The sequence below is a fragment of the Mixta sp. Marseille-Q2659 genome (genome assembly GCF_940807255.1).
Taxonomy (GTDB): domain Bacteria; phylum Pseudomonadota; class Gammaproteobacteria; order Enterobacterales; family Enterobacteriaceae; genus Mixta.
Map to the genome: position 1 here is coordinate 39,595 of NZ_CALNWY010000024.1, position 22,885 is coordinate 62,479.

Consider the following 22,885-nt stretch of genomic DNA (forward strand, 5'->3'; position numbering starts at 1 on the left):
CGCGCAGCGTTTTACTCAGTGATTTTTCTTCTGATACCACCAGACCGCTTCCCACGGACGCAGCATCATTTCGCCAGGCTCCGGTTTGGCATCCGGGTAGTTGCTCATCAGCACCTCCCAGCTCTCGCCAAAAGGTTCCTCAGGATGCCACGTCTGCGCTTCACGGCTGAAGTTCGCCATCACCACCAGCGTTTCGCCCTCATACTGACGGCGGTAGCACCATAAATAAGGATGCTCCGGTAGCAGATCGAGATAGTCGCCCCACGTCAGGATCAGATACTGCTTACGCAGCTGGATCAGCCGCTGGTAAGCGTAAAAAATCGAGTTAGGATCGGCAACCGCCGCTTCCGCGTTGATGGTTTCATAATTTTTACTCATGCCGATCCACGGCGTTCCGCTGGTGAAGCCGGCGTTTTCGCTGGCGTCCCACTGCATCGGCGTGCGGCCGTTATCGCGCGATTTGCTGGCCAGAATCGCCAGCAGGTTTTCGCTGTCGCGGCCCTGGGTGCGCAGTTCGGCATACATATTGTGGCTTTCAATATCACGATAATCGATGATGCGGGTAAAGCCGGGGTTGGTCATACCCAACTCTTCGCCCTGAAATATATAGGGCGTTCCCTGCATACCATGCAGCACCATCGCCAGCATTTTGGCCGACTGTATGCGATATTCGCCATCATCGCCCCAGCGCGAAACCACGCGCGGCTGATCGTGGTTACACCAGAACAGGGCGTTCCAGGCGCGGTTGTGCATACCCTGTTGCCAGTGGGTAAAAATTTTCTTTTGCGCCACCAGATCCAGTGGCGCCAGTGTCCACTTCTGTCCGTTCCAGAAATCAACTTCAACATGGTCAAAGCTGAAGACCATCGACAGCTCCTCACCCGTCAGCGAACCGTACTGCTGACAATGCTCCAGCGTGGCGGAAGACATTTCACCGACGGTGACCAGTTCGCGTGGGCGGAAAACGTCGCGGCTCATTTCGCGCATATATTCATGGATGCGCGGGCCGTCGGTATAAAGACGCAGCCCGTCGCCGTCGGGATCGTCGGGAAAATCCTGATGTTTGGAAACCAGGTTCACCACATCCAGGCGCAGGCCGTCGATACCACGATCGGCCCAGAAGTTGACGATCTGCTTTAGCTCAGCGCGGACGTTATCGTTTTCCCAGTTCAGGTCAGCCTGTTCCGGCGCCCACAGGTGCATGTAATACTGATTACTTTCCGGGTGCCAGCGCCAGGCGGAACCGCCAAACTTTGATTTCCAGTTGTTCGGCGGATCGGTCGGCGTGCCGTCACGCCAGATGTAGTAATCCCGGTAGTCGCTTTGTGGATCCTGCGACTCATGAAACCAATGGTGCTGTGTGGAAGAGTGGTTAAACACCATATCGAGAATCACGCGCAGCCCGCGTTTATGCGCCTGCTCAACCAAATGGTCGAAATCGCTCATCGTGCCGTAGGCGGGATCGATGGCGGTATAGTTCGCCACGTCGTAGCCGTTATCGACCTGCGGTGAAATATAAAAAGGGGTCAGCCAGATCGCATCGACGCCCAACAGTTTCAGGTAGTCCAGACGCTGAATCACACCGGCCAGGTCGCCTGTGCCACTACCGGTCGTATCCTGAAAGCTTTTGGGATAGATTTGATAAATGACGCCGTTCTGCCACCATGGTGGAGTTTTATTCATTGCTCAATCCTGATTGCTTATCGGGGCGAAAGCCTCCGCCCGTTTTATCGAAAAAACAGTTCTTTTTCACACTCAGTAAGGTTAGCTACTCCTTGCGATTACGACACGCCAGAGGCAGCGGAATCCACTGAAAAAGCGTTTTTTGCTATTCGTTAACGGCGAAAAAAGGCTGTCGCTTCAAAAAGTAGCGTCCTTTCAGGCCGCTTTGGTCGGCCAGGTAAAACTCTCTACAGGGATGTTGCAAAAATTTTCTGTCGCCGACTTTCGGTCATCCAGCGCATCCTGTCGTTAAACGATGAAATTAAGCGATCTGCTCGTCGTGCGGCGCGTTGCAATGGGTAAAAGTGTAGCAGTGGAGCGAAGCGGCGCATATGCGCACAAAAGAAAGAGCGGAAGTGCAGCGTGCGCGGATGTGCGGATTGATAACGTCGAGTCAGGGATTGACCGCAGAAGTAGATAAAAAAGCCGCGCCTGCGGGCGCGGCTTTTTGCTGCCAGAACGATTAGCGACGTACGGCGATCGCTTCGATCTCAATCTTCACATCTTTAGGCAGACGCGCCACTTCGACGCAGGAACGCGCCGGGAAAGGGGCATTATGTTCGCTGAAGAAGGCTTCGTAAGTGGCGTTGACGGTGGCGAAGTCATTCAGGTCTTTAACGAACACCGTGGTTTTCACAATATCGCTCACCTTCAGGCCGGCCGCTTCGACGATGGCCTGCACGTTTTCCAGCGACTGACGCGCCTGCGCGGCGATATCATCAGCAACCGCGCCGGTTTTCGGATCGACCGGAATCTGGCCAGAAGTGATAATCATGCTGCCCAGGTCCACGCCCTGAACGTACGGGCCGATAGCGGCAGGGGCTTTTTCCGTGCTGATTTCGCGTGACATTTTCTTCTCCTGAATAAAAGTTTTGGGCGGACAGCCTGTCCGCCGCACCGTCCCCATTATAGGGAGACGAAAAGTGATTACCAGTTTGCCAGCACCACGTGATGCGCAAACTCTTTCTCGCAATATTTACACTTCAGTTGCACCGTCTCGGCGCGCTTTCTGACGCTAAAACTGGAGAAGACCGGCTCGGTGCGGCTGATACAGTTGCCGTTCGGGCAGGTCAGCACGCGTTCAATGCGTTCCGGCAGCGTCGGCTCGATTTTGGCGACCACTTCATACTCATCAATACGGTTTACCGTGGCGTGCGGCGCGTAAACCGCCAGCTGGTTGATCTGATCGTCGGTCAGGAAGGTGTTTTCGATTTTAATCAGATCTTTGCGGCCCAGCGCGCCGGAGGGCAGGTTAAGCCCGATAGTAATGCGCTGATCGGTTTCCGTCAGGCGGAACAGCGTTAAAAGCTTAAAGCCGATCTGCGCCGGAATATGATCGATGACCGTACCGCGTTTAATGGCTTCAACCTGTAATTTATCCTGCGTCATACCTTTTCTCCTTACAGAACCGGATCGCTGTTAAGCACTAATGCCAGAAGCGCCTGGCGCGCATAAATGCCGTTGCCGGCCTGCTGGAAATACCAGGCGTAGGGCGTTCTATCGACGTCGGTGGCGATCTCATCCACGCGCGGCAGCGGGTGCAGCACTTTCATATTGTCGCGCGCGCCCTGTAAATCGGCGGCGCGCAGCACAAACTGCGCCTTCACGTTGGCGTATTCCGACGGATCGAGGCGTTCTTTCTGCACGCGCGTCATATAAAGAATATCGACCTGCGGCATTACCTCTTCGATGCTGGCGTGGCGGCTCCAGGCAATGCCTTTCTCATCGAGCATATCGGTAATATAGGACGGCATCGCCAGCGCCTCAGGCGCAATAAAGAAGAAGCGGTTACCGTCAAACTTCGCCAGCGCCTGCGTCAGGGAATGCACGGTGCGGCCATATTTCAGATCGCCAACCATCGCCACGTTCAGGTTGTTCAGGCGGCTTTGCGTTTCTTGAATGGTAAACAGGTCGAGCAGCGTCTGCGTGGGATGCTGGTTGGCGCCATCGCCTGCGTTCAGTACCGGAATGTTGCCGGAAAACTCGGTGGCCAGACGCGCTGCGCCTTCCTGCGGATGACGCATAACAATCGCATCAACATAGGTGCTGATAACGGAAATGGTATCGGCCAGCGTCTCGCCCTTTTTGCCCAGCGAAGTGTTGCTGCTGTCCGAAAAGCCGACCACCGATGCGCCCAGACGCTGTATCGCCGTTTCAAACGAGAGACGCGTGCGCGTAGAGGCTTCAAAGAAGCAGCTGGCAATCACCTTATGTTTCAACAGCTCCGGCTGCGGGTTCGCCTTCAGGCTGGCGGCGGCATGCAGCACCAGCTCCAGCTCCTCACGGCTGAGATCGTTAATCGAAATAATATGCTTGTGATACAGCGGGTTCATGCGTCGCTCTCCTTCAGGCGTGCCGGATTTCGGACGAAAAAAAAGCCCCTGCAATGAGGGGCTTTTTTACGATCGGGTCGCTGACGGAAGGAAACGAGCGCGCCGCCTGCATTCAGGCGTGGTTGAGCGATGTTTATTTTACGGCTCAGCGGCATATGTCCTCCCGGCAAATTGTCGGGAATTATACGCATCCGGCTTTCGGCTTCAAGTAAAAAAACAGACCGGTTAACCGTTTGCGTTACGCTAATTTCCCCGGTTTCGCCAGCGTGGCGACCATCACCGCTTTAATGGTGTGCAGCCGGTTTTCCGCCTGATCGAAAACGATGCTGTGTTCCGATTCGAACACCTCGTTGGTCACTTCCATGCCGCCGTGCAGATCGTATTGCTCCGCCATCTGTTTGCCAAGCGTGGTTTGATCGTCATGCAGAGCGGGCAGACAGTGCAGGAATTTGACGTTGGCGTTGCCGGTCAGCTGCAGCATCGCCATATTCACCTGATAATCGCGCAGCAGAGAAATGCGCTCCTGCCAGCGCTCTTTCGCTTCGCCCATCGAAACCCAGACGTCGGTATAGATGAAATCCGCCTGGTTAACGCCCTCTGCAATCTCTTCGGTAAGCAGGATATTGCCGCCGTTGTGCTTTGCCACTTCCCGGCATTCGTTAACCAGATGCGCTTCCGGCCAGCAACTTTTAGGCGCCACCAGCCGCAGATGGAGGCCCATCAATGCCGCGGCCTCCATCAGGCTGTTGCCCATGTTATTTCGCGCATCGCCTACATAGGCCAGTTTCATCTGGCGCAGTGATTTCTCCGGCAGATGTTCCTGCATCGTCAATAAATCTGCCAGCAGCTGAGTAGGGTGAAACTCATCGGTCAGGCCGTTCCACACCGGCACGCCGGCATACTCGGCCAGGGTATCAACAATTTGCTGGCCGTGGCCACGATACTGGATGCCGTCATACATGCGGCCCAGCACGCGCGCGGTATCTTTAATCGATTCTTTATGGCCAATCTGGCTGCCGCTGGGGCCGAGGTAAGTGACGCGCGCGCCCTGATCAAACGCGGCAACTTCGAAAGAGCATCGGGTACGGGTCGACTCTTTTTCGAAGATGAGCGCGATATTTTTTCCCTGCAGGTGCGGGACTTCTTCACCATTTTTCTTCGCGATTTTTAATTCAGCGGCAAGCGCCAGCAGGGCGTTAATTTCGGCGGGGGTAAAATCGAGCAGCCTGAGGAAATGACGTTGATAAAAGTGACTCATGCAGCACTCCTTGAACGATAATAAGTGAATTAAAATTCAATCTAACCGTATGAATATTCATTTTCAACCCTGGCCGCAATAAACTTTTGCTTTTGTGTAGTGGCGCGGAGAGCAGTGTGGGAAAATAATCAGATTGTCTGCCAAACAGAGAGGAACCCATCATGGCATATGAAGAATTGCTGGAAGAGCAGCGCGAAGAGACGCGAGCGATCATCGAAGAGCTGCTGGAAGATGGCAGCGATCCTGACGCGCTCTACACCATTGAACATCACCTTTCCTGCGACAGCTTTGATGCGCTGGAAAAGGCGGCGGTCGATGCCTTTAAACTCGGTTATGAAGTCACCGAACCGGAAGAGCTGGAGCTGGAAGACGGCACCACCGTTATGTGCGTTGATATCCTCAGTGAACTGGCGCTGAACCCTGAGCTGATCGATGCGCAGGTTGAACAGCTGGTGAAGCTGGCCGGTAAGCATAATGTTGATTACGACGGCTGGGGCACCTACTTCGAAGACCCGGATGCGGAAGACGAAGATGAAGAGGGCGACTATGTGGATGACGATGATAACGGCATCCGTCACTAATCACCTGCCGCGTTAACCCGATCCGGCGTGCCGCTTATCCGGCGCGCCTTTTAACCATAGCGATAGTATGAATTACGCCGATCTCCTTGCTCCTATTCACCAGTTTCTTCATTGCCGTACGCCCCAGGCGTGGATCGATGAGGCGCGCAAAGCGGAAAACCTTCCTTTATTACTTACCGACCACCTGGTTTGTGAACTTAAAGCGGCGCAGACGGCCACCTGGCTGATTCGTAAATATGTGGCCGATAAGCCGAGCGGCGAGGCGATCCTGGTCTGGCTGCAACCGTATGAAGCCTTTGTGCATCGTGAAGATCACGACAGCGGCTTTATTGAAGCCCATAAAAATCTGTCGAAGCGCATTATTGCCCGTAACGACGTGCCCTGGGGCGACGAGCTGCTGGATAAAATGATGCTGCTGATTAAGGAAGAGCTGCACCATTTCTATCAGGTATGGGAAATTATGCAGGCGCGCGGTATCGCCTATAAGAAGATTACCGCCAGCCGCTATGCGAAAGGCTTAATGCGTGAAGTCATTACTCACGAGCCGGAGACGCTGGTGGATAAGCTGATTTGTGGCGCCTATATCGAGGCGCGCTCCTGCGAGCGCTTTGCCAGTCTGGCGCCATATCTGGATGAGGAACTGACAAAATTTTATCAGTCGCTGCTGCGCTCTGAAGCGCGCCACTATCAGGATTATCTGGCGCTGGCGGCACGCATTGCACCGTTTGATATTGCCGGACGGGTGCGGCAGATCGGCGAGGCGGAAGCGCATCTGATACAGGAACCGGATAACGAACTGCGCTTTCACAGCGGCGTTCCGGCCTGGCGGATGGCGTAGTTTGTCTGCAATGACCAACGTTCAGGCGCTACACCCAATTGTACTGTCATTGCTGTAGCGATTTTTAAAACGGGCGAGGCAGGCAAAGCGCAGTAAAGATGACCAGCGCCGCTGTTCGATACTATAAAATCCCTTAATTTATAATTGCATCCATGGCTGTTATTTCACGCAAAAACCGGACTTCATCATTAACAAATCGGTTAACAGCAGATGTAAAAAAGGCGCTTACAGCGCCTTTAACATCCGTACTTCGCAATCGACGTGGCCGGTGCAGCCCATGGGGCCGTCGATATGCTGAAAACCGAGCTTTTCATACAACCGAATCGCCTGCGTCAGGCTGGCGGTAGTTTCCAGGTAACAGCGCTTAAAACCACGCTCGCGTGCGAAATCGAGTGCCTGTAGCGCCAGCCGATGCGCCATACCGCGTCCGCGCAGCTGCGGCAGAAAATACATCTTTTGCAGTTCACATATGTCCGGCTCGCTGCACTGCAGCGGCGCAATACCACCGCCGCCAACGATATGGCCATCCAGCTCAATCACCCAGTAAGCGCTGTTCGCCTCGCTGTAGAGTTCAAACAGACGATCCAGATTCGGGTCGGAAACGGTATAGCCTTTATCAGCGGTCAGACCGAATTCTGCCGATACGGTACGGATCACCTGCGCAATATGCGGGTTATCCGCCGCGCTAATAGGGCGAACGCAAAGTGAAGTTTCTGTCGCGATAGTCATAGGCCTGGCTCAGGTAAAGAAAATCAAAAGGAATGTAATAGCACTGCTTATCTGTCGATGCAATCGCAGCGGGCAGGCCCATAAAAAAACCGTGGACAGGTTGCCCCGCCACGGTTGTTTTTAACGCTCTGACGGATTACAGCGCCGCAATCACGCCTTGCTGTTCGATCAGCTTGGCTTTGCCCTGTTCCAGCTCTGTCATGCGATCGCGCTCTTTCGCCACTACCGCTTCCGGTGCGCGGGCAACAAAGGATTCGTTGGAGAGGCGAGCGTGGATTTTTTCCATCTCGGCTTCCAGCTTCGCCAGCTCTTTCGCCAGGCGATCCAGCTCCGCTTCCTTATCGACCAGGCCCGCCATCGGGATTAACAGCTCCGCGCCGTCCACCAGCTTGGTGACGGAGAGCGGGCCTTTATCGCCCTGCGGCAGCACCGTGATGTCGCTCAGGCGCGCCATCGCCGCCAGGAAGGTGCGGTTGTCAGTGACGCGACGTTGCGCATCGGCGCTGGCGCCGCGCAGCAGCAGTTCCAGCAGTTTACCCGGAGAGATATTCATCTCAGCACGGATATTACGCACGGCCACAATCGCCTGCTTCAGCCATTCGGTATCGGCCAGTGCCGCCTCGTCCACCTGCGCTGCGTCGTAAGACGGGAAAGGCTGCAGCATAATGGTGTCGTCGCTGATATTTTTCAGCGCTTTCACACGTTGCCAGATGGTTTCCGTGATAAACGGAATGATCGGGTGCGCCAGGCGCAGCAGCGCTTCCAGCACGTTGACCAGCGTATGGCGCGTACCGCGCAGCTCCGCTTCCGAGCCGTTGTGCATAACTGGCTTGGTCAGCTCCAGATACCAGTCGCAGAACTGGTTCCAGGTGAACTCATACAGAATATTGGCGGCAATATCGAAGCGATAGCTGTCCAGCGCTTCACGATAGGCTTTCACCGTGTTGTTGAACTCCGCAAGGATCCAGCGATCGGCCAGCGATAGCACCATTTCGCCGCCGTTCTGTCCGCAATCTTTCTCTTCGGTGTTCATCAGCACAAAGCGGCTGGCGTTCCACAGCTTATTACAGAAGTTGCGGTAGCCTTCCAGGCGCTTCATATCCCAGTTGATGTCGCGGCCGGTAGAGGCCAGCGCCGCCAACGTAAAGCGTAGCGCATCGGTGCCAGCCGGCTCGATGCCGTTCGGGAACTGCTTCTCGGTGCGCTTACGGATTTTTTCCGCCAGCTGCGGCTGCATCATATTGCCGGTGCGTTTTTCCAGCAGCGCCTCGAGAGAGATGCCGTCTACCATATCCAGCGGATCGATGACGTTACCTTTCGATTTCGACATCTTCTGGCCTTCTTCATCACGAATCAGACCGGTCATATAAACGGTTTTGAACGGCACCTGCGGTTTGCCGTTTTCATCTTTTATGAAGTGCATGGTCAGCATGATCATGCGCGCAATCCAGAAGAAGATAATATCGAAGCCGCTCACCAGCACACTGGTGGGATGGAAGGTGCGCAGCGCTTCGGTATTTTCCGGCCAGCCAAGGGTAGAGAAAGTCCAGAGGCCGGAGGAGAACCAGGTATCCAGCACGTCGTCGTCCTGACGCAGCGCAATGCTGTCATCAAGCTGGTTTTCCGCACGCACTTCTTCTTCGCTGCGGCCGACGTAAACATTGCCTTCAGCATCGTACCAGGCCGGAATACGGTGGCCCCACCACAGCTGACGGGAAATACACCAGTCCTGAATATCGCGCATCCAGGAGAAATACATGTTTTCGTACTGTTTCGGTACGAACTGGATGTCGCCGTTTTCTACCGCTTCAACCGCGACTTTCGCCAGCGGGGCGGTGCGCACGTACCACTGATCGGTCAGCATCGGCTCGATCACTACGCCGCCGCGATCGCCATAAGGCACGGTCAGATCGTGGGCTTTTACCTCTTCCAGCAGGCCCAGCTCATCCACGGCGGCCACGATCGCCTTACGTGCGGCGAAACGCTCCAGCTTGCGGAAGGCTTCCGGCAGGGCGGTATCGTAAACGTCAGACTCTTCGCCATTGGTATCGTAAACCTGCGCAGATTCACGAATATCGCCGTCGAAGGTAAGGATGTTGATCATCGGCAGCTGGTGACGGCGGCCAACTTCGTAGTCGTTGAAATCGTGCGCCGGGGTGATTTTCACGCAGCCAGTGCCTTTTTCCATATCGGCATGTTCATCGCCCACGATGGGAATACGGCGATTCACCAGCGGCAGCACAACAAACTTGCCGATCAGATCTTTATAACGCGGATCTTCCGGGTTAACCGCCACGCCGGTATCGCCCAGCAGGGTTTCCGGGCGAGTAGTGGCGACCACCAGATAATCTTTGCCGTCAGCGGTTTTTGCGCCGTCAGCCAGCGGATAGCGGATATGCCACATGGAACCTTTGGTTTCACGGTTTTCCACTTCCAGATCGGAGATCGCGGTGCGCAGCTTCGGATCCCAGTTAACCAGGCGTTTGCCGCGATAGATCAGGTTCTCTTTATGCAGGCGGACAAACACTTCACGCACCGCATTGGAGAGACCTTCATCCATGGTGAAACGTTCGCGTTCCCAGTCTACGGAGTTGCCGAGACGGCGCATCTGATTGGTAATGGTACCGCCGGATTCCGCTTTCCACTGCCACACTTTATCGATAAACGCATCGCGACCGTAATCCTGACGCGATTTGCCCTCTTCAGCGGCAATTTTACGCTCAACCACCATCTGGGTCGCGATACCGGCGTGGTCGGTACCGACCTGCCACAGGGTATTTTTCCCCTGCATGCGCTGATAACGCACCATAGTATCCATGATGGTTTGCTGAAAGGCGTGACCCATATGCAAGCTACCGGTGACGTTCGGCGGCGGGATCATGATGCAGAAGCTTTCCTGGCTGGTATCGCCATTCGGTTTGAAGTAGCCCTGCTTTTCCCAATGCTCGTAAAGCGGCTGTTCGATCTCTTGCGGATTATATGTCTTTTCCATTTCTGCTATGTCGTTTGCGGCTGTGGCGGGGTTGCCGTATTCAAGTGGAAGCCGACGCTGCGATAGGCTTTATAGCGTTCACGCGCCTGCTGTTTCAAAGATTCTTCGTAAGGGACGAAGTCTATCACTTCATGGAAAGCGGTGGCAAAATCTGCAAACTGCGGCAGCAGACTGATCAGCAAATCACGCGGCGCATTGCCGCGACGCTGCGGCCAGGCCAGCTCTACCGGTGCGCCATATTTCGGGCCTTCACCGGCCAGATTATGCGGCACGAAAGCGTTGGCCGGACGCTGCCAGAGCGCTTCATCCAGGCGAATAGCCTGCTGTTCATCTTCACAGGCGATCAGAACGCGTTTGCCGTCGCGCCAGCGCATTTCTGCTAAATCGCACACCAGCGCCTCTACGGCGCTCAGGCCTTCCGATTGCGCATCGGTTTCCAGAAGATAGAAGGTGGCCTTTTTCATGATCTATGCCTGTCGACGTCTGGCGCTGGGCCAGACGGTGCGTAATAAGTTCGGTTAATAATGACCGGGCGGTTCATCCATGCGCAGAAGTGACGCTTAACGCGTAAAGAAGACGGTAAATCGATCCCTGAAGGCGCGTGCTTTACGCTGCGGCCTGCGGCCCGGTTTTGCTGCCGCTGTACAGCCAGCGGCAGCGTTTCCGTAAGCTTAGTCGTCGCCGTTCATTCCGGCGCGATTCAGCAGGAACTGCGACAGCAGGGCAACAGGACGACCGGTTGCGCCTTTTGCCTTGCCTGAACGCCAGGCGGTGCCGGCGATATCCAGGTGCGCCCAGTTATATTTACGGGCAAAGCGCGCCAGGAAGCAGGCGGCGGTAATGGCGCCGCCCGGACGTCCGCCGATATTCGCCATATCAGCGAAGTTGGATTCCAGCTGCTCCTGATACTCATCGGCCATCGGCAGACGCCAGGCGCGGTCGCCCGCCTGCTCGGAAGCGCCGATCAGCTCGTGAGCCAGCGGGTTGTGGTTCGACAGCAGGCCGCTGATATGATGGCCCAGCGCAATCACGCAGGCGCCGGTCAGCGTCGCGACGTCAATCACCACATCCGGATCAAAACGCTCAACGTAGGTCAGCGCGTCGCACAGTACCAGACGGCCTTCCGCATCGGTGTTCAGCACTTCCACCGTCTGGCCGGACATGGTGGTCAGCACGTCGCCCGGACGGAAAGCGCGGCCGCCCGGCATGTTTTCACAGCCAGCCAGCACGCCAACTACGTTCAGCGGCAGGTTGAGTTCCGCCACCATGCGCATCACGCCGTAGACCGAAGCGGCGCCGCACATATCATATTTCATCTCATCCATGCCTTCGGCTGGCTTGATAGAGATGCCGCCGGAGTCGAAAGTCAGCCCTTTGCCTACCAGTACAATCGGTTTGCTTTCCGGGTCAGGGCTACCTTTATATTCAATTACCGACATCAGCGATTCATTCTGCGAACCCTGGCCGACCGCTAAATAAGCGTTCATGCCCAGCTCTTTCATCTGCTGTTCGCCGATAACGCGCGTGGTGATATTGCTCCAGGCGTCCGCCAGCTGGCGCGCCTGCGAAGCCAGGTAAGCGGCGTTACAAATGTTTGGTGGCATATTGCCGAGATCTTTTGCCGCTTTAATACCGGCGGCGATAGCCAGTCCGTGCTGAATCGCCCGTTCGCCGCTGGTCAGCTCGCGGCGCGTCGGCACGTTGAACACCATTTTGCGCAGCGGACGACGCGGCTCAACTTTATTGCTCTTTAGTTGGTCGAAGCTGTAAAGCGTCTCTTTGGCGGTTTCGACCGCCTGACGCACTTTCCAGTACGTATTGCGTCCTTTGACATGCAGTTCAGTCAGGAAGCAGACCGCTTCCATGGAGCCGGTATCATTCAGAGTATTAATGGTTTTCTGAATCACCTGCTTATACTGACGCTCGTCCAGTTCGCGCTCTTTGCCGCAGCCAATAAGCAGAATTCGCTCGGACAGAATATTCGGCACATGATGCAGCAGCAGCGTTTGACCGACTTTACCTTCCAGCTCGCCGCGGCGCAGCAGGGCGCTGATGTAGCCGTCGCTGATTTTATCCAGCTGTTCGGCAATTGGCGACAGACGGCGCGGCTCAAATACGCCCACAACGATACAGGCGCTACGCTGTTTCTCCGGGCTACCGCTTTTTACACTGAACTCCATGCACTCTCCTGAATCTTAAAGACAACAGCGCGAGCTGCGGCTAGAATGGGCCGCTTACGCCGTTGCGTACGACGTATCCGATAAAAAGGACGTCAGTTTGTGTTTCAGTGACATTTTTATTTTTGACGTCACCCGAACGCTTGTGTCATACAATTAATCTATGACAAGGGCCATTGATGATGAAAAATGGCGAATAAGCGATGAAACTATCGATTTTCCAGCAAAAAGACAAGTTTTCACAGGCATACGAAGCGTGATTATCATTAGATATTTGGTTCGGGAAACGCTTAAAAGCCAGCTGGCAATACTCTTTATCCTGCTGCTGATCTTCTTCTGTCAGAAGCTCGTCAGGATCCTGGGCGCTGCCGTTGATGGCGAGATCCCGACAAACTTAGTTCTCACCCTCTTAGGGCTCGGCGTGCCGGAAATGGCACAGCTTATACTGCCGCTCAGTCTGTTCCTGGCCATTTTGATGACGCTGGGACGGCTCTACACCGAAAGTGAAATTACCGTGATGCACGCCTGCGGTTTAAGCAAGGCGGTGCTGGTAAAGGCGGCGATGTTCCTGATGCTGCTGACCTCGCTGGCGGCGGCGGTTAACGTCGTCTGGCTCGGCCCATGGTCGTCGCGCTATCAAAGCGAAGTGACGCAAAACGCCAAAGCGAACCCGGGCACCGCCGCCCTGGCTGCCGGCCAATTCCGTCAGTCCAACGACGGCAACAGCGTTCTCTTTATTGAAGATGTGAAGGGCAATCAGTTCGGCAACGTTTTCCTTGCGCAGATGCGTCCGAAAGGCAATGCGCGCCCGTCGGTGGTGTTGGCGGACAGCGGCCATATGGAACAGCGTCCTGACGGCTCGCAGATTGTCACGCTGGATAAAGGCACCCGCTTTGAGGGAACCGCCATGCTGCGCGATTTCCGCATTACCGATTTCACCAATTATAAGGCGATTATCGGTTATAAAGCGGCCACGCTCGATCCGAACGATGCCGAACAGGCGGAGTTTAAAGATCTGTTCGGCAACACATCGCCGGAGTTCCGCTCTGAGCTGCACTGGCGTTTGACGCTGGTCTTTTCCGTACTGGTGATGGCGCTGATGGTGGTGCCGCTGAGTGTGGTGAATCCACGTCAGGGGCGCGTGCTGTCAATGCTGCCAGCTATGTTGCTCTATCTGATTTTCTTCCTGTTACAAAGTTCGCTGAAATCACACGCCAGCAAAGGGCGGCTCGATCCTGCCGTCTGGATGTGGGCGGTTAACCTGAGCTATCTGGCGCTGGCCGTTCTGTTGAACCTGTGGGATACGGTGCCGATGCGGCGTCTGCGCGCTCGCTTTACGCGTGGAGGTTCAGTCTGATGTTTGGCGTACTCGACCGTTATATCGGTAAAACCATCTTTAACACCATTATGATGACGCTTTTTATGCTGGTTTCTCTTTCCGGCATTATTAAGTTTGTCGATCAGCTGCGTAAAACCGGGCAGGGCAGCTATAGCGCGCTTGATGCCTGTTATTACATGCTGCTTAGCGTGCCAAAAGATATCGAGACCTTCTTTCCGATGGCGGCGCTGTTGGGCGCGCTGCTTGGGCTGGGGATGCTGGCGCAGCGCAGCGAGCTGGTGGTGATGCAGGCTTCCGGCTTTACACGTTTGCAGATTGCGCTGTCGGTGATGAAAACGGCGATCCCGCTGGTGCTGTTGACCATGGCGATCGGTGAATTTGTCGCGCCGCAGGGCGAGCAGATGGCGCGTAATTTCCGCGCCCAGCAGCTGCTTGGCGGCTCGCTGCTCTCCACGCAGTCCGGCCTGTGGGCCAAGGATGGTAATAGCTTTATCTATATTGAGCGCATTAAGGAAAACAGTCAGCTGGATGGCGTCAGTATTTACAACTTCAACGACCAGCGGCGGTTACAGAGCGTGCGCTATGCGGCCACGGCAACCTGGGATAATGAAAAGCGCCGCTGGAATCTTGGCCAGGTCGATGAATCCAACTTAAGCGATGCGAAGCAGATTACCGGCAAGCAGAGTCTTAACGGCGAATGGAAAACTACGCTGACGCCGGACAAGCTGGGCGTGGTGGCGCTCGATCCTAATGCGCTGTCGATTCGCGGCTTGTACAACTACTCAAAATACCTGAAGCAGAGCGGCCAGGAGTCTGGACGTTATCAGCTCAATATGTGGAGCAAGATTTTCCAGCCGCTGTCGGTGGCGGTGATGATGCTGATGGCGCTCTCCTTTATCTTTGGTCCGCTGCGTAGCGTATCGATGGGCGTGCGTGTGGTGACCGGCATCAGCTTTGGTTTCCTGTTCTACGTGTTGGATCAGATTTTTGGCCCGCTTAGTCTGGTGTATGGTTTACCGCCGATTCTTGGTGCGGTATTGCCCAGCGCCGCCTTCTTCGCGATCAGCGTCTGGATGCTGTTGAAGCGGAGTTAGACCGCAGGTGCGGCAGCGTGCTGCCGCACCGATTTTCCTCTTGCTCTGCTGCCTGTCACCGATAAACTTCCTGCTTCCTGCTTCCTGCTTCCTGCTTCCTGCTTCCTGCTTCCTGCTTCCTGCTTCCTGCTTCCTGCTTCCTGCTTCCTGCTTCCTGCTTCCTGCTTCCTGCTTCCTGTTTCCTGTTTTTGCCATGCGTATTCACCTTTTACTTAGGGCTATGCGTCCTGCTCGTTATTGCGCGTTATTTATGACGCTTTGTTTTTATTAAAGAGTTTTAATTCCATTATTAAAAAACGGGTAATGACTCCAACTTACTGATAGTGTTTTATGTTCAGATAATGCCCGATGACCTTGTCATGCAGCTCCACCGATTTTGAGAACGACAGTGACTTCCGTCCCAGCCTTGCCAGATGTTGTCTCAGATTCAGGTTATGTCGCTCAATGCGCTGAGTGTAACGCTTGCTGATAACGTGCAGCTTTCCCTTCAGGCGTGATTCGTACAGCGGCCAGCCATCCGTCATCCATACCACGACCTCAAAGGCCGACAGCAGGCTCAGAAGACGCTCCAGTGTGGCCAGAGTGCGTTCACCGAAGACGTGCGCCACAACCGTCCTCCGTATCCTGTCATACGCGTAAAACAGCCAGCGCTGACGTGATTTAGCACCGACGTAGCCCCACTGTTCGTCCATTTCAGCGCAGACAATCACATCACTGCCCGGTTGTATGCGCGAGGTTACCGACTGCGGCCTGAGTTTTTTAAGTGACGTAAAACCGTGTTGAGGCCAACGCCCATAATGCGTGCACTGGCGCGACATCCGACGCCATTCATGGCCATATCAATGATTTTCTGGTGCGTACCGGGCTGAGAGGCGGTGTAAGTGAACTGTAGTTGCCATGTTTTACGGCAATGAGAGCAGAGATAGCGCTGATGTCCGGCAGTGCTTTTGCCGTTACGCACCACGCCTTCAGTAGCGGAGCAGGAAGGACATCTGATGGAAATGGAAGCCACGCAAGCACCTTAAAATCACCATCATACACTAAATCAGTAAGTTGGCAGCATTACCAAAAAACGCATTTGCATATTCTAATAATGGTTTTTTGCAAGGCGACTTTATTGAGAATATTCTTGTTTTATTAATTGCTGAACAGAATGACGGCTCTGAACCTGCAATTGTAAAGAACGCCAGAAAATGTCGTTCTGCCGTTAGGCTTAGTAAATTCTCATTATTTCTAGCGACTTATTTTTCTCGCAAATCAATCGCCAAATAAATTAAGGGGGTAAAGTTAATTTTATGTTAACCGAAACCGCCATTATCAGGGCCATTTAATGGTTCACTGTCAGCAGAATTTATATTTCTTAACAATTTGCGCAGGCCGATAATTTCATAAATCACCGTTTGGTCTATGCTTTATAACTATTACGGTAAGTTATCGGTAAACAACCAGATAACTCAGGCAAACTCTGACACGGCGCTATATTTGGAGGAGCATTAATGGAAAAGAAAATCGCGCCGCAACAGCAACAGGCGGAACAGCATGAAGCCATTCCGTTGGCAGAAGAGCAGGCGGAGGTAAGCACCACACGGGTTGTTGACCGCCGTATCCGTATTAATCGCTCTACGACGACAACAGAAAAGCTGCTGGAAACAGAGCTTTGGCATGAAGAAGTAGAGATAACACACGTTGAAAAGAATGAGCCGATTGAGGAAGGATATTTCCCCCAGGTTCGTCAGGAAGGCGATGTGTTAATTGTGCCGGTAATTGAAGAGCAGGTAGAAATTATTCGGCGCCATGTATTAAAGGAAGAGCTACATATTCATAAGCTGAAGAAATCCGAACAGTTTCAGCAAAAAGTAACATTGCGTAGCCAGGAGATAGAGATCAACAAGGAAGATACTTAACCGTAAACCTAAGCACGAGGAGACTATTATATGGCACATGAAAAAATCGTTACTGCTTTTAATCAGCTACAGCAGGCGGAAGTGGCTAAAGAGAAACTGATTGCCGAAGGTATCGCGGAAAATCATATTGATATTATTTCAGGTGAAAGATTACGCGTAGAAGGTAAAGAAATCCGTCATCCGAGCTTCTGGCAGCGCCTGTTTGGCGATGACGTTGATGATGATTACGCGACAGAATATAACAAAGCGATTCAGGGCGGCGGCGTATTGCTGACGGTTCGCGCGCCGAAAGACGATGCAGACCGCATCGAAGCGCTGCTGGATCAATATTCATCTGATTATTCCGCTTCTTATAATCGTGCTGGCACCAATCGTGAATTCCTGGGCGAAACCGACGATCTCTCTGGACGCACCACATCAGCAGGCTTTGCCGCTGGCGCAGCGGGTGTAACCGGTAACGGTAATACCGATCCGACGTCAGGCGTGCCGGGCACCCTGGATGACAAAAAAACCACCGCAGGCAAAACGGCGGCGGGCGATCTGATTAACGACGCTGGCACCACGGGCGTAACCGGCACTAACACCACCGGCGTAACCGGCTCCAGCGTGACTGGCGCAACAGGCAGCGCGGCAACTGGCTTTGCTGGCACCGGCGCAGCCGTGACCGGCAGCGACAACCGCGAAGCGCTGAAGCTGGCGGAAGAAGAAGTAGCGATCGGTAAACGTCAGGTCAGCGATGGCGTGGTTCGCCTGCGTCGTTATACCGTTGAAGATGAAGTGGCTGAAGATGTCTCGCTGTTTGAACAGCACGCAGATGTGTTCCGCACCGCCGTTGACGAGCCAGCTTACCTGAGCGACGTTGACTGGTCTGAAAAAACCATTGAAGTAGAAGAGTCTCATGAAGTGCCGACGGTGAGCAAAACCGCCCGCATCAAAGAAGAGGTTGGCGTACGTAACGAAACCTCAGAGCGTGTGGAAACGGTGAAAGATACCGTGCGTCGTCAGGAAGTGGAAGTGGAGCAAACTGGCGCCACCGGCCTGGAAAAAGATCGCCTTGCGGGAACGACCGGCCTTGAGAAAGATAGCCTGACCGGCACAACCGGCACAACCGGCACAACCGGCACAACCGGCACAACCGGCACAACCGGCCTTGAGAAAGATGGCCTGACCGGTACAACCGATCTTGAAAAAGATCGCCTGTCCGGTCTGAAGAAGTAATCCCCTCCGCCCGCGCTGCGCTATTGCCACAGCGCGGGCAGCTGCGTTATCAACCACAGCAGCAGTCCAATACAACCACCCACCAGCGTTCCGTTAATGCGAATAAACTGCAAATCCTTGCCGATATTCAACTCAATTTGTTGTGACATTTCACGTGCATCCCAACTTTTCACCGTATCGCTGATATGACGCGTAAGAAACGCAGCAAATTCGGGCGCGATAGTGCGCGCTGCCTGTTCCATATGCTGATTCAGCGAGGCGCGTAACGCGTCATCATTCATTAGCGTTTCGCCTAACCATAAACCGGCTTCCGTTACGCGTTGCTGTACGCGCGAATCCTGTGAGGAGAGATCGGCTTTCAGCCAGTTACGCAGATCGCCCCACAGTTCGCCAATATAGCGATTCAGCGCCTCGTCTTCTTTCAGATAGCCTTTGATGGTTTCGGCGCGTTGCGCCATCTCTGGATCTTCCTTCAGCCGCGTAATCAGTTTCTCAACCGCGCGATTAAAGCCCATTCGCAGCTCATGTCCCTGATCCTGGCTGACATCATCCAGCAAAGAATTAACCGCGCTGGAAACCAGATCGGCGCTGTGTTCGCCCAGCCATTCGGTTGGCAGCACTTTGGCCTTAACCGGATGCTCACGCTTCAGCCAGCGCACAATCTGCATGGCAATAAATTCGCGCGTGCTGTCCCGGTTAATCAGGCGCAGCAATTGCTCGATAGCGGCATCCAGTAACGCCTGATGGCGATTATTTTTCGTCAGGCTTTCCAGCAGCAGGGCGCTGGTCTGCGTCAGATCGACTTTATCGATCGCCTTATGCACGGCGCGCCGAATCAAACTTTGGATACGCGCATCGTCGGTTAAATCAAGAAAGCCGCGCATCAGCTGCAGCAGATGCTGGCCCAGACGCCGGGCATTATCGGGCGCGCTCAGCCAGCCACCGATGAGCTGTGCCGGATCGTGCCGACGAATCAGCGCCAGCAGCGAATCAGTACCGAGGAATTTTTCCTGCACAAAGCGCCCCAGGTTTTCACCGATGCGATCTTTATTGCGGGGAATGATGGCCGTATGGCGGGAGATAAAGGGCACCGGCACGCGACGAAATAGCGCCACTACGGCAAACCAGTCGGCCAGTGCCCCAACCATAGCGGCTTCAGCCACGGCTTTCAGGCCGCTAACCCACAGCGCGGGCGGCATAAACAGCGTCGAGATAAAAGTGGCTGCGGCAATCAGCAGCAGTGAAAGCGCCAGGCGCTTGGCTCGTTTGAGTTCGTTTATTTTCTGCATGCTACCAGCATAGCGTAGCGCGTTAAGAAAATCGTGTTCCTTTACTGTCCGGTACGGGACGCTGCATCCGTTTTTTCTGATTAAAAAGAGTTCCAGAGAACATATAACGCCGCCATAACCATAATCCACAGCAGCACAAGCAGGCTGATGCTGCCGCTTTTGCTTAATAATGATCTGTGAGCTTGGGGAGGACGAGGATCAGAAAAGGAAGCTGCCGCCGTTTTTTCATCCAATACTTCACAGTCGCTGGTGGCGGGCGTCGGCAAAAACTTCGGCGGCTTCGGCGCGCTGGTGCGGGCGGACTTTAGCGGTCGGGTTGGTCAGCACACATTAATCACGCTGACGCGCAGCAATGGCCTGCCGGTTCCCTTTGGCGCTACGGTTACGCTGGCAGACGAGGCGGGCGACTACAGCAGCATTGTCGGCAGTAACGGTGAAGTGTGGCTGAGCGGTCTGGCGCGGCAGGGCACGCTTTAGGTGAGCTGGGGCAATCGCGCGGCGAGCCGGTGTCGCGCCGATTTTACCCTGCCGGATGACGGGAACTGCGCCATGAATCAGCTGAAGACGCTGTGTCGCTAACGTCGCAGGGAGAAGGAGTTCTATGAAGACACTTACGGGCGCACTACTTATAGCCGTCGCCAGCGGTATGGTTCATAACGTCAGGGCCGCAGGCTGCGACATTAGCGTACCTAAAACCCAGCGGATTGCGCTGCCGGATTTATTTGTCGAGCCCAACCTGCCGCCCGGCAGCGTTATCGGCGTTAAAACGGTTAACGTGGCGGGCTGTAGCGGCAGCATCGGCTGGCAATAGGTAATGACCGGCAACTGGAGTGGCGTGAGCGATGCACTGCCCGACGTTTATAACACCGGCATTCCCGGCGTAGGCGTCAAGGTATCGGACTATCTGCACTCCGATCGCTTTGTGCCGCTAGCTATGACGCTGACGCCCGCACCCAACACGCCTCTGCTGGGCGCGGATATTCAGCTGCTGTTCTACCGAACCGGCGATATTACGCCGGGCAGCTTCCCCGGCGGTGAGGTGGCGCGTTTTACCTTGCCCGATAATGAGGGGAATCCGACGAACATACTGAGCCTGCAGGTGATTTCCGGCAGCGTGCATATCAAAAGCTGTTATGCCAAATCCCCAATCTGATTGTGCCACTGGGCAGTGTGAACCGCAGCGCCTTTACCGGACCTGGCAGCATCGTGACGCCCACGGCATTTAAGGTTGAGCTGCTTTGCCAGGGTGACCTGCCAGTTAATGTCTCTTTTTCTTCCGCCAGCAGCGCGCCTTCAACGGAGCCGGGCATTGTCCCTATCGACAATGTGCCGGGTACCGCCAGCGGCGTGGCGATTAAGGTTATACAGCGCGACGGCAGCCCGCTGCGCTTCGATACGCCGCAAAGCTATCACAGCGCCGGAGAGCGCGAGATAGCGATTCCGCTGCTCGCGACCTATACCGCAGTGAGCAATAGCATCACGCCCGGCGCGGCGCGCGGCGCGATTACCTTTACGATTATGCAGAACTAGCGGGACAGGGTTGGTTGGTTGGTTGGTTGCGCATTTCTATCGGCTGGCCTGATAAAGAAGGCTGGCATGTGCGCCCTGCCGGTAAGCAGGACGCGGAGACGAGACGTAGCCTCAGGAAATAAAGTTTTTGCCCTGCTTCAGTACCACATCGCACGCCTTGGTTTTCAGCTTCTCGCCGATCGGCGTACTGCTCAGGCTTTTCAGGTTAAGCTGTTGACCGCTGCCGGTATTTAGCAATCCCATCAGCCCCTGCTGATAATCGGTCTGCTGTGCCTGCTCGGTGGTGCTTTCCAGCCCCAGCTTGCTCAACACCTGATCTTTAATGCTGGTGGCATTATTTTTAATCACGTTATTCTTCACGCAATATTCCATAATACCCGCTGCGTTAGTCATGCTGGTGCTGCTGACCGCTTTATCGCCGCCGTTCAGCAGGCTGGAGAGCGAAGAGAGCGACAGCCCGTTTTGACCGATTGCACCGCTCTGCGTATTGCTGCTGTTCTGCTGACTCAGCTGCGTTGCCGCACTGTTCAACTGATCCTGCCAGCTCGCCGCCAGCGCCGTTCCCGCCACCATAAAAGACATTACGCCCGTTGCCAGCGCCAGGCGCTGTAATGTTGTTTTCATTGCCAACCTCTTTTTATCCGGCGCATCAACCACGACGCGCCTGCTATCAGCTAGTTGGGACTGCCCGATATCCTGAGAGTTCCGGGCAGCGCGCGCCATGCGGGACAAAAGGCGAGGAATGAGAATAGTCTGTATATGACGGCGAAATTTTCGGCACTTAGCGCACAGCACGGACAATTGAGGTTGCGCAGGTGCCAGGTAAGGGTATAATCCTCAACGTTTTCCGCATCCCTTCCGTGCCGGAGTGGCGAAATCGGTAGACGCAGTTGATTCAAAATCAACCGTAGAAATACGTGCCGGTTCGAGTCCGGCCTTCGGCACCATTAGTACTTCCAAGACCATCCGCGAAAGTCCACCAAACCCTTTAAAATCAATGCTTGCAGCGGTTTTTATGTCCTGAGTCGTCCGAGGTAGTCCGTTGAAATCCGGATGCTATTGGGGGCATAATTGGGGGCATCTTAACTTCGATTAGAAATGTGCCCCCAAATGAAGCTCAACGCCAGACAGGTCGAGACAGCAAAGCCAAAAGACAAAACCTACAAAATGGCCGATGGCGGCGGTTTGTATCTTGAGGTTTCGGCCAAAGGTTCTAAATACTGGCGCATGAAATACAGACGCCCCTCTGACAAAAAAGAGGATCGCCTCGCTTTTGGTGTTTGGCCTACTGTTACGCTGGCTCAGGCTAGAACAAAGCGCGATGAAGCTAAAAAGCTGTTAGGGCAGGGGATTGACCCAAAAGCTGAACAGAAGGAAGCTCACACTGAAAACGCAGGGGCATATACTTTTGAAACCATCGCTCGCGAATGGCATGCCAGTAACAAGCGCTGGAGCGAAGACCATCGTTCACGCGTTCTCCGTTATCTTGAGCTTTATATCTTTCCGCATATTGGCACGTCAGATATTCGCCAGCTCAAAACCAGTCATTTGTTAGCTCCGATTAAAAAAGTTGATGCCACGGGTAAGCACGATGTTGCGCAGCGCCTGCAACAACGCGTTACGGCCATTATGCGTTATGCCGTACAGAACGATTACATTGACTCAAACCCGGCCAGTGATATGGCTGGCGCGTTATCAACAACCAAATCGCGGCATTACCCGGCATTACCTGCCAGCCGCTTCCCTGAATTTCTGGTAATGACTCCAACTTACTGATAGTGTTTTATGTTCAGATAATGCCCGATGACCTTGTCATGCAGCTCCACCGATTTTGAGAACGACAGTGACTTCCGTCCCAGCCTTGCCAGATGTTGTCTCAGA

23 protein-coding genes, 1 tRNA gene and 1 pseudogene are annotated in these 22,885 nt (G+C 54.4%); 12 read left to right on the forward strand and 13 right to left on the reverse strand.

Annotated features, from left to right (window positions below; genetic code table 11):
- Nucleotides 1-15: 15 nt before the first annotated feature.
- The 5 genes from treC to argF all read right to left on the reverse strand — a co-directional run bounded on the left by treC (nucleotide 16) and on the right by argF (nucleotide 5,313).
- Complete coding sequence (gene treC, locus P3C52_RS15655) at nucleotides 16-1,683, reverse strand: alpha,alpha-phosphotrehalase (RefSeq protein ID WP_275555889.1); 1,668 nt, start codon at nucleotides 1,681-1,683, stop codon at nucleotides 16-18.
- Nucleotides 1,684-2,185: 502 nt separating this feature from the next.
- Nucleotides 2,186-2,572, reverse strand: a complete 387-nt coding sequence (gene ridA / locus P3C52_RS15660; protein WP_275555890.1) for a 2-iminobutanoate/2-iminopropanoate deaminase — start codon at nucleotides 2,570-2,572, stop codon at nucleotides 2,186-2,188.
- Between the two features lie 77 nt (nucleotides 2,573-2,649).
- Entirely contained in the window at nucleotides 2,650-3,111 is a 462-nt protein-coding gene (gene pyrI, locus P3C52_RS15665) for an aspartate carbamoyltransferase regulatory subunit (RefSeq protein ID WP_275555891.1), read from the reverse strand.
- Nucleotides 3,112-3,122: 11 nt separating this feature from the next.
- Nucleotides 3,123-4,055, reverse strand: coding sequence for an aspartate carbamoyltransferase (gene pyrB, locus P3C52_RS15670; protein WP_275555892.1), 933 nt, complete (start codon nucleotides 4,053-4,055; stop codon nucleotides 3,123-3,125).
- Nucleotides 4,056-4,293: 238 nt separating this feature from the next.
- Nucleotides 4,294-5,313 (reverse strand): ornithine carbamoyltransferase, encoded by a 1,020-nt coding sequence (gene argF / locus P3C52_RS15675; RefSeq protein WP_275555893.1) that lies wholly within the window; start codon nucleotides 5,311-5,313, stop codon nucleotides 4,294-4,296.
- A gap of 161 nt (nucleotides 5,314-5,474) precedes the next feature.
- On the opposite strand from argF, the gene rraB reads away from it, so the two are divergent.
- Both rraB and miaE read left to right on the forward strand, forming a co-directional pair.
- A complete protein-coding gene (rraB, locus tag P3C52_RS15680) occupies nucleotides 5,475-5,894 on the forward strand; it encodes a ribonuclease E inhibitor RraB (RefSeq protein ID WP_275555894.1) in 420 nt (139 codons plus the stop codon).
- 67 nt (nucleotides 5,895-5,961) lie between these two features.
- Complete coding sequence (gene miaE / locus P3C52_RS15685; protein WP_275555895.1) at nucleotides 5,962-6,732, forward strand: tRNA isopentenyl-2-thiomethyl-A-37 hydroxylase MiaE; 771 nt, start codon at nucleotides 5,962-5,964, stop codon at nucleotides 6,730-6,732.
- Between the two features lie 225 nt (nucleotides 6,733-6,957).
- Here the strand turns inward: miaE and P3C52_RS15690 are convergent, their stop codons facing one another.
- From P3C52_RS15690 to pepA, 4 genes are all read right to left on the reverse strand, one after another.
- A complete protein-coding gene (locus P3C52_RS15690) occupies nucleotides 6,958-7,461 on the reverse strand; it encodes a GNAT family N-acetyltransferase (protein WP_275555896.1) in 504 nt (167 codons plus the stop codon).
- A 136-nt stretch (nucleotides 7,462-7,597) separates the two neighbouring features.
- Nucleotides 7,598-10,453 (reverse strand): valine--tRNA ligase, encoded by a 2,856-nt coding sequence (locus tag P3C52_RS15695; RefSeq protein WP_275555897.1) that lies wholly within the window; start codon nucleotides 10,451-10,453, stop codon nucleotides 7,598-7,600.
- A 5-nt stretch (nucleotides 10,454-10,458) separates the two neighbouring features.
- Nucleotides 10,459-10,917, reverse strand: a complete 459-nt coding sequence (locus tag P3C52_RS15700; protein WP_275555898.1) for a DNA polymerase III subunit chi — start codon at nucleotides 10,915-10,917, stop codon at nucleotides 10,459-10,461.
- Between the two features lie 207 nt (nucleotides 10,918-11,124).
- Entirely contained in the window at nucleotides 11,125-12,633 is a 1,509-nt protein-coding gene (gene pepA / locus P3C52_RS15705; RefSeq protein WP_275555899.1) for a leucyl aminopeptidase, read from the reverse strand.
- A gap of 253 nt (nucleotides 12,634-12,886) precedes the next feature.
- Here pepA and lptF point away from each other — a divergent pair, with 253 nt between their 5' ends.
- Nucleotides 12,887-13,987, forward strand: a complete 1,101-nt coding sequence (lptF, locus tag P3C52_RS15710) for an LPS export ABC transporter permease LptF (RefSeq protein ID WP_275555900.1) — start codon at nucleotides 12,887-12,889, stop codon at nucleotides 13,985-13,987.
- Nucleotides 13,987-15,063 (forward strand): LPS export ABC transporter permease LptG, encoded by a 1,077-nt coding sequence (lptG, locus tag P3C52_RS15715; RefSeq protein ID WP_275555901.1) that lies wholly within the window; start codon nucleotides 13,987-13,989, stop codon nucleotides 15,061-15,063. Before lptF ends, lptG begins: the two co-directional genes overlap by 1 nt.
- Before the next feature lie 314 nt (nucleotides 15,064-15,377).
- Here lptG and P3C52_RS15720 read toward each other — a convergent pair.
- Nucleotides 15,378-16,075 (reverse strand): IS1 family transposase gene (locus tag P3C52_RS15720; RefSeq protein WP_094106546.1). Its coding sequence is split into 2 segments (ribosomal slippage): nucleotides 15,378-15,826 and nucleotides 15,826-16,075, totalling 699 coding nucleotides; the frame shifts between segments, so codons are not numbered across the junction.
- A 484-nt stretch (nucleotides 16,076-16,559) separates the two neighbouring features.
- On the opposite strand from P3C52_RS15720, the gene P3C52_RS15725 reads away from it, so the two are divergent.
- On the forward strand, nucleotides 16,560-16,967 hold the full coding sequence (locus tag P3C52_RS15725; RefSeq protein ID WP_275555902.1) for a DUF2382 domain-containing protein: 408 nt from the start codon (nucleotides 16,560-16,562) through the stop codon (nucleotides 16,965-16,967).
- Between the two features lie 30 nt (nucleotides 16,968-16,997).
- Nucleotides 16,998-18,185, forward strand: coding sequence for a YsnF/AvaK domain-containing protein (locus P3C52_RS15730; RefSeq protein ID WP_275555903.1), 1,188 nt, complete (start codon nucleotides 16,998-17,000; stop codon nucleotides 18,183-18,185).
- Nucleotides 18,186-18,205: 20 nt separating this feature from the next.
- Here P3C52_RS15730 and P3C52_RS15735 read toward each other — a convergent pair whose 3' ends face one another.
- A complete protein-coding gene (locus tag P3C52_RS15735; RefSeq protein ID WP_275555904.1) occupies nucleotides 18,206-19,474 on the reverse strand; it encodes a DUF445 domain-containing protein in 1,269 nt (422 codons plus the stop codon).
- Between the two features lie 249 nt (nucleotides 19,475-19,723).
- On the opposite strand from P3C52_RS15735, the gene P3C52_RS15740 reads away from it, so the two are divergent.
- The 4 genes from P3C52_RS15740 (at nucleotide 19,724) to P3C52_RS15755 (ending at nucleotide 21,004) form a co-directional block, all read left to right on the forward strand.
- Entirely contained in the window at nucleotides 19,724-19,951 is a 228-nt protein-coding gene (locus P3C52_RS15740; RefSeq protein ID WP_275555905.1) for a FimD/PapC C-terminal domain-containing protein, read from the forward strand.
- A gap of 124 nt (nucleotides 19,952-20,075) precedes the next feature.
- Nucleotides 20,076-20,285, forward strand: a complete 210-nt coding sequence (locus P3C52_RS15745; RefSeq protein WP_275555906.1) for a hypothetical protein — start codon at nucleotides 20,076-20,078, stop codon at nucleotides 20,283-20,285.
- A 3-nt stretch (nucleotides 20,286-20,288) separates the two neighbouring features.
- On the forward strand, nucleotides 20,289-20,627 hold the full coding sequence (locus tag P3C52_RS15750) for a hypothetical protein (RefSeq protein WP_275555907.1): 339 nt from the start codon (nucleotides 20,289-20,291) through the stop codon (nucleotides 20,625-20,627).
- Nucleotides 20,628-20,680: 53 nt separating this feature from the next.
- Nucleotides 20,681-21,004, forward strand: a complete 324-nt coding sequence (locus tag P3C52_RS15755; RefSeq protein WP_343252025.1) for a fimbrial protein — start codon at nucleotides 20,681-20,683, stop codon at nucleotides 21,002-21,004.
- A 111-nt stretch (nucleotides 21,005-21,115) separates the two neighbouring features.
- Here the strand turns inward: P3C52_RS15755 and P3C52_RS15760 are convergent, their stop codons facing one another.
- Nucleotides 21,116-21,628 (reverse strand): DUF2501 domain-containing protein, encoded by a 513-nt coding sequence (locus P3C52_RS15760; RefSeq protein WP_275555909.1) that lies wholly within the window; start codon nucleotides 21,626-21,628, stop codon nucleotides 21,116-21,118.
- A 238-nt stretch (nucleotides 21,629-21,866) separates the two neighbouring features.
- On the opposite strand from P3C52_RS15760, the gene P3C52_RS15765 reads away from it, so the two are divergent.
- Nucleotides 21,867-21,951 (forward strand) — tRNA-Leu (locus tag P3C52_RS15765).
- Nucleotides 21,952-22,114: 163 nt separating this feature from the next.
- Nucleotides 22,115-22,759: pseudogene (locus P3C52_RS15770) on the forward strand (integrase arm-type DNA-binding domain-containing protein); the annotation flags it as partial.
- Nucleotides 22,760-22,773: 14 nt separating this feature from the next.
- On the opposite strand, the gene P3C52_RS15775 reads toward P3C52_RS15770, so the two are convergent.
- Nucleotides 22,774-22,885 (reverse strand): IS1 family transposase (locus tag P3C52_RS15775; RefSeq protein ID WP_001691633.1); only part of this gene is annotated, 112 nt, incomplete at its 5' end.

Coding starts and splice junctions, on each gene's coding strand:
- P3C52_RS15730 (WP_275555903.1), top strand. CDS start 16,998: ATGGCACATGAAAAAATCGTTACTGCTTTTAATCAGCTACAGCAGGCG.
- P3C52_RS15700 (WP_275555898.1), bottom strand. CDS start 10,917: ATGAAAAAGGCCACCTTCTATCTTCTGGAAACCGATGCGCAATCGGAA.
- treC (WP_275555889.1), bottom strand. CDS start 1,683: ATGAATAAAACTCCACCATGGTGGCAGAACGGCGTCATTTATCAAATC.
- P3C52_RS15760 (WP_275555909.1), bottom strand. CDS start 21,628: ATGAAAACAACATTACAGCGCCTGGCGCTGGCAACGGGCGTAATGTCT.
- P3C52_RS15735 (WP_275555904.1), bottom strand. CDS start 19,474: ATGCAGAAAATAAACGAACTCAAACGAGCCAAGCGCCTGGCGCTTTCA.
- pyrI (WP_275555891.1), bottom strand. CDS start 3,111: ATGACGCAGGATAAATTACAGGTTGAAGCCATTAAACGCGGTACGGTC.
- miaE (WP_275555895.1), top strand. CDS start 5,962: ATGAATTACGCCGATCTCCTTGCTCCTATTCACCAGTTTCTTCATTGC.
- P3C52_RS15750 (WP_275555907.1), top strand. CDS start 20,289: ATGACCGGCAACTGGAGTGGCGTGAGCGATGCACTGCCCGACGTTTAT.
- argF (WP_275555893.1), bottom strand. CDS start 5,313: ATGAGTCACTTTTATCAACGTCATTTCCTCAGGCTGCTCGATTTTACC.
- rraB (WP_275555894.1), top strand. CDS start 5,475: ATGGCATATGAAGAATTGCTGGAAGAGCAGCGCGAAGAGACGCGAGCG.
- pyrB (WP_275555892.1), bottom strand. CDS start 4,055: ATGAACCCGCTGTATCACAAGCATATTATTTCGATTAACGATCTCAGC.
- lptG (WP_275555901.1), top strand. CDS start 13,987: ATGTTTGGCGTACTCGACCGTTATATCGGTAAAACCATCTTTAACACC.
- P3C52_RS15725 (WP_275555902.1), top strand. CDS start 16,560: ATGGAAAAGAAAATCGCGCCGCAACAGCAACAGGCGGAACAGCATGAA.
- P3C52_RS15745 (WP_275555906.1), top strand. CDS start 20,076: ATGAAGACACTTACGGGCGCACTACTTATAGCCGTCGCCAGCGGTATG.
- P3C52_RS15695 (WP_275555897.1), bottom strand. CDS start 10,453: ATGGAAAAGACATATAATCCGCAAGAGATCGAACAGCCGCTTTACGAG.
- P3C52_RS15690 (WP_275555896.1), bottom strand. CDS start 7,461: ATGACTATCGCGACAGAAACTTCACTTTGCGTTCGCCCTATTAGCGCG.
- ridA (WP_275555890.1), bottom strand. CDS start 2,572: ATGTCACGCGAAATCAGCACGGAAAAAGCCCCTGCCGCTATCGGCCCG.
- pepA (WP_275555899.1), bottom strand. CDS start 12,633: ATGGAGTTCAGTGTAAAAAGCGGTAGCCCGGAGAAACAGCGTAGCGCC.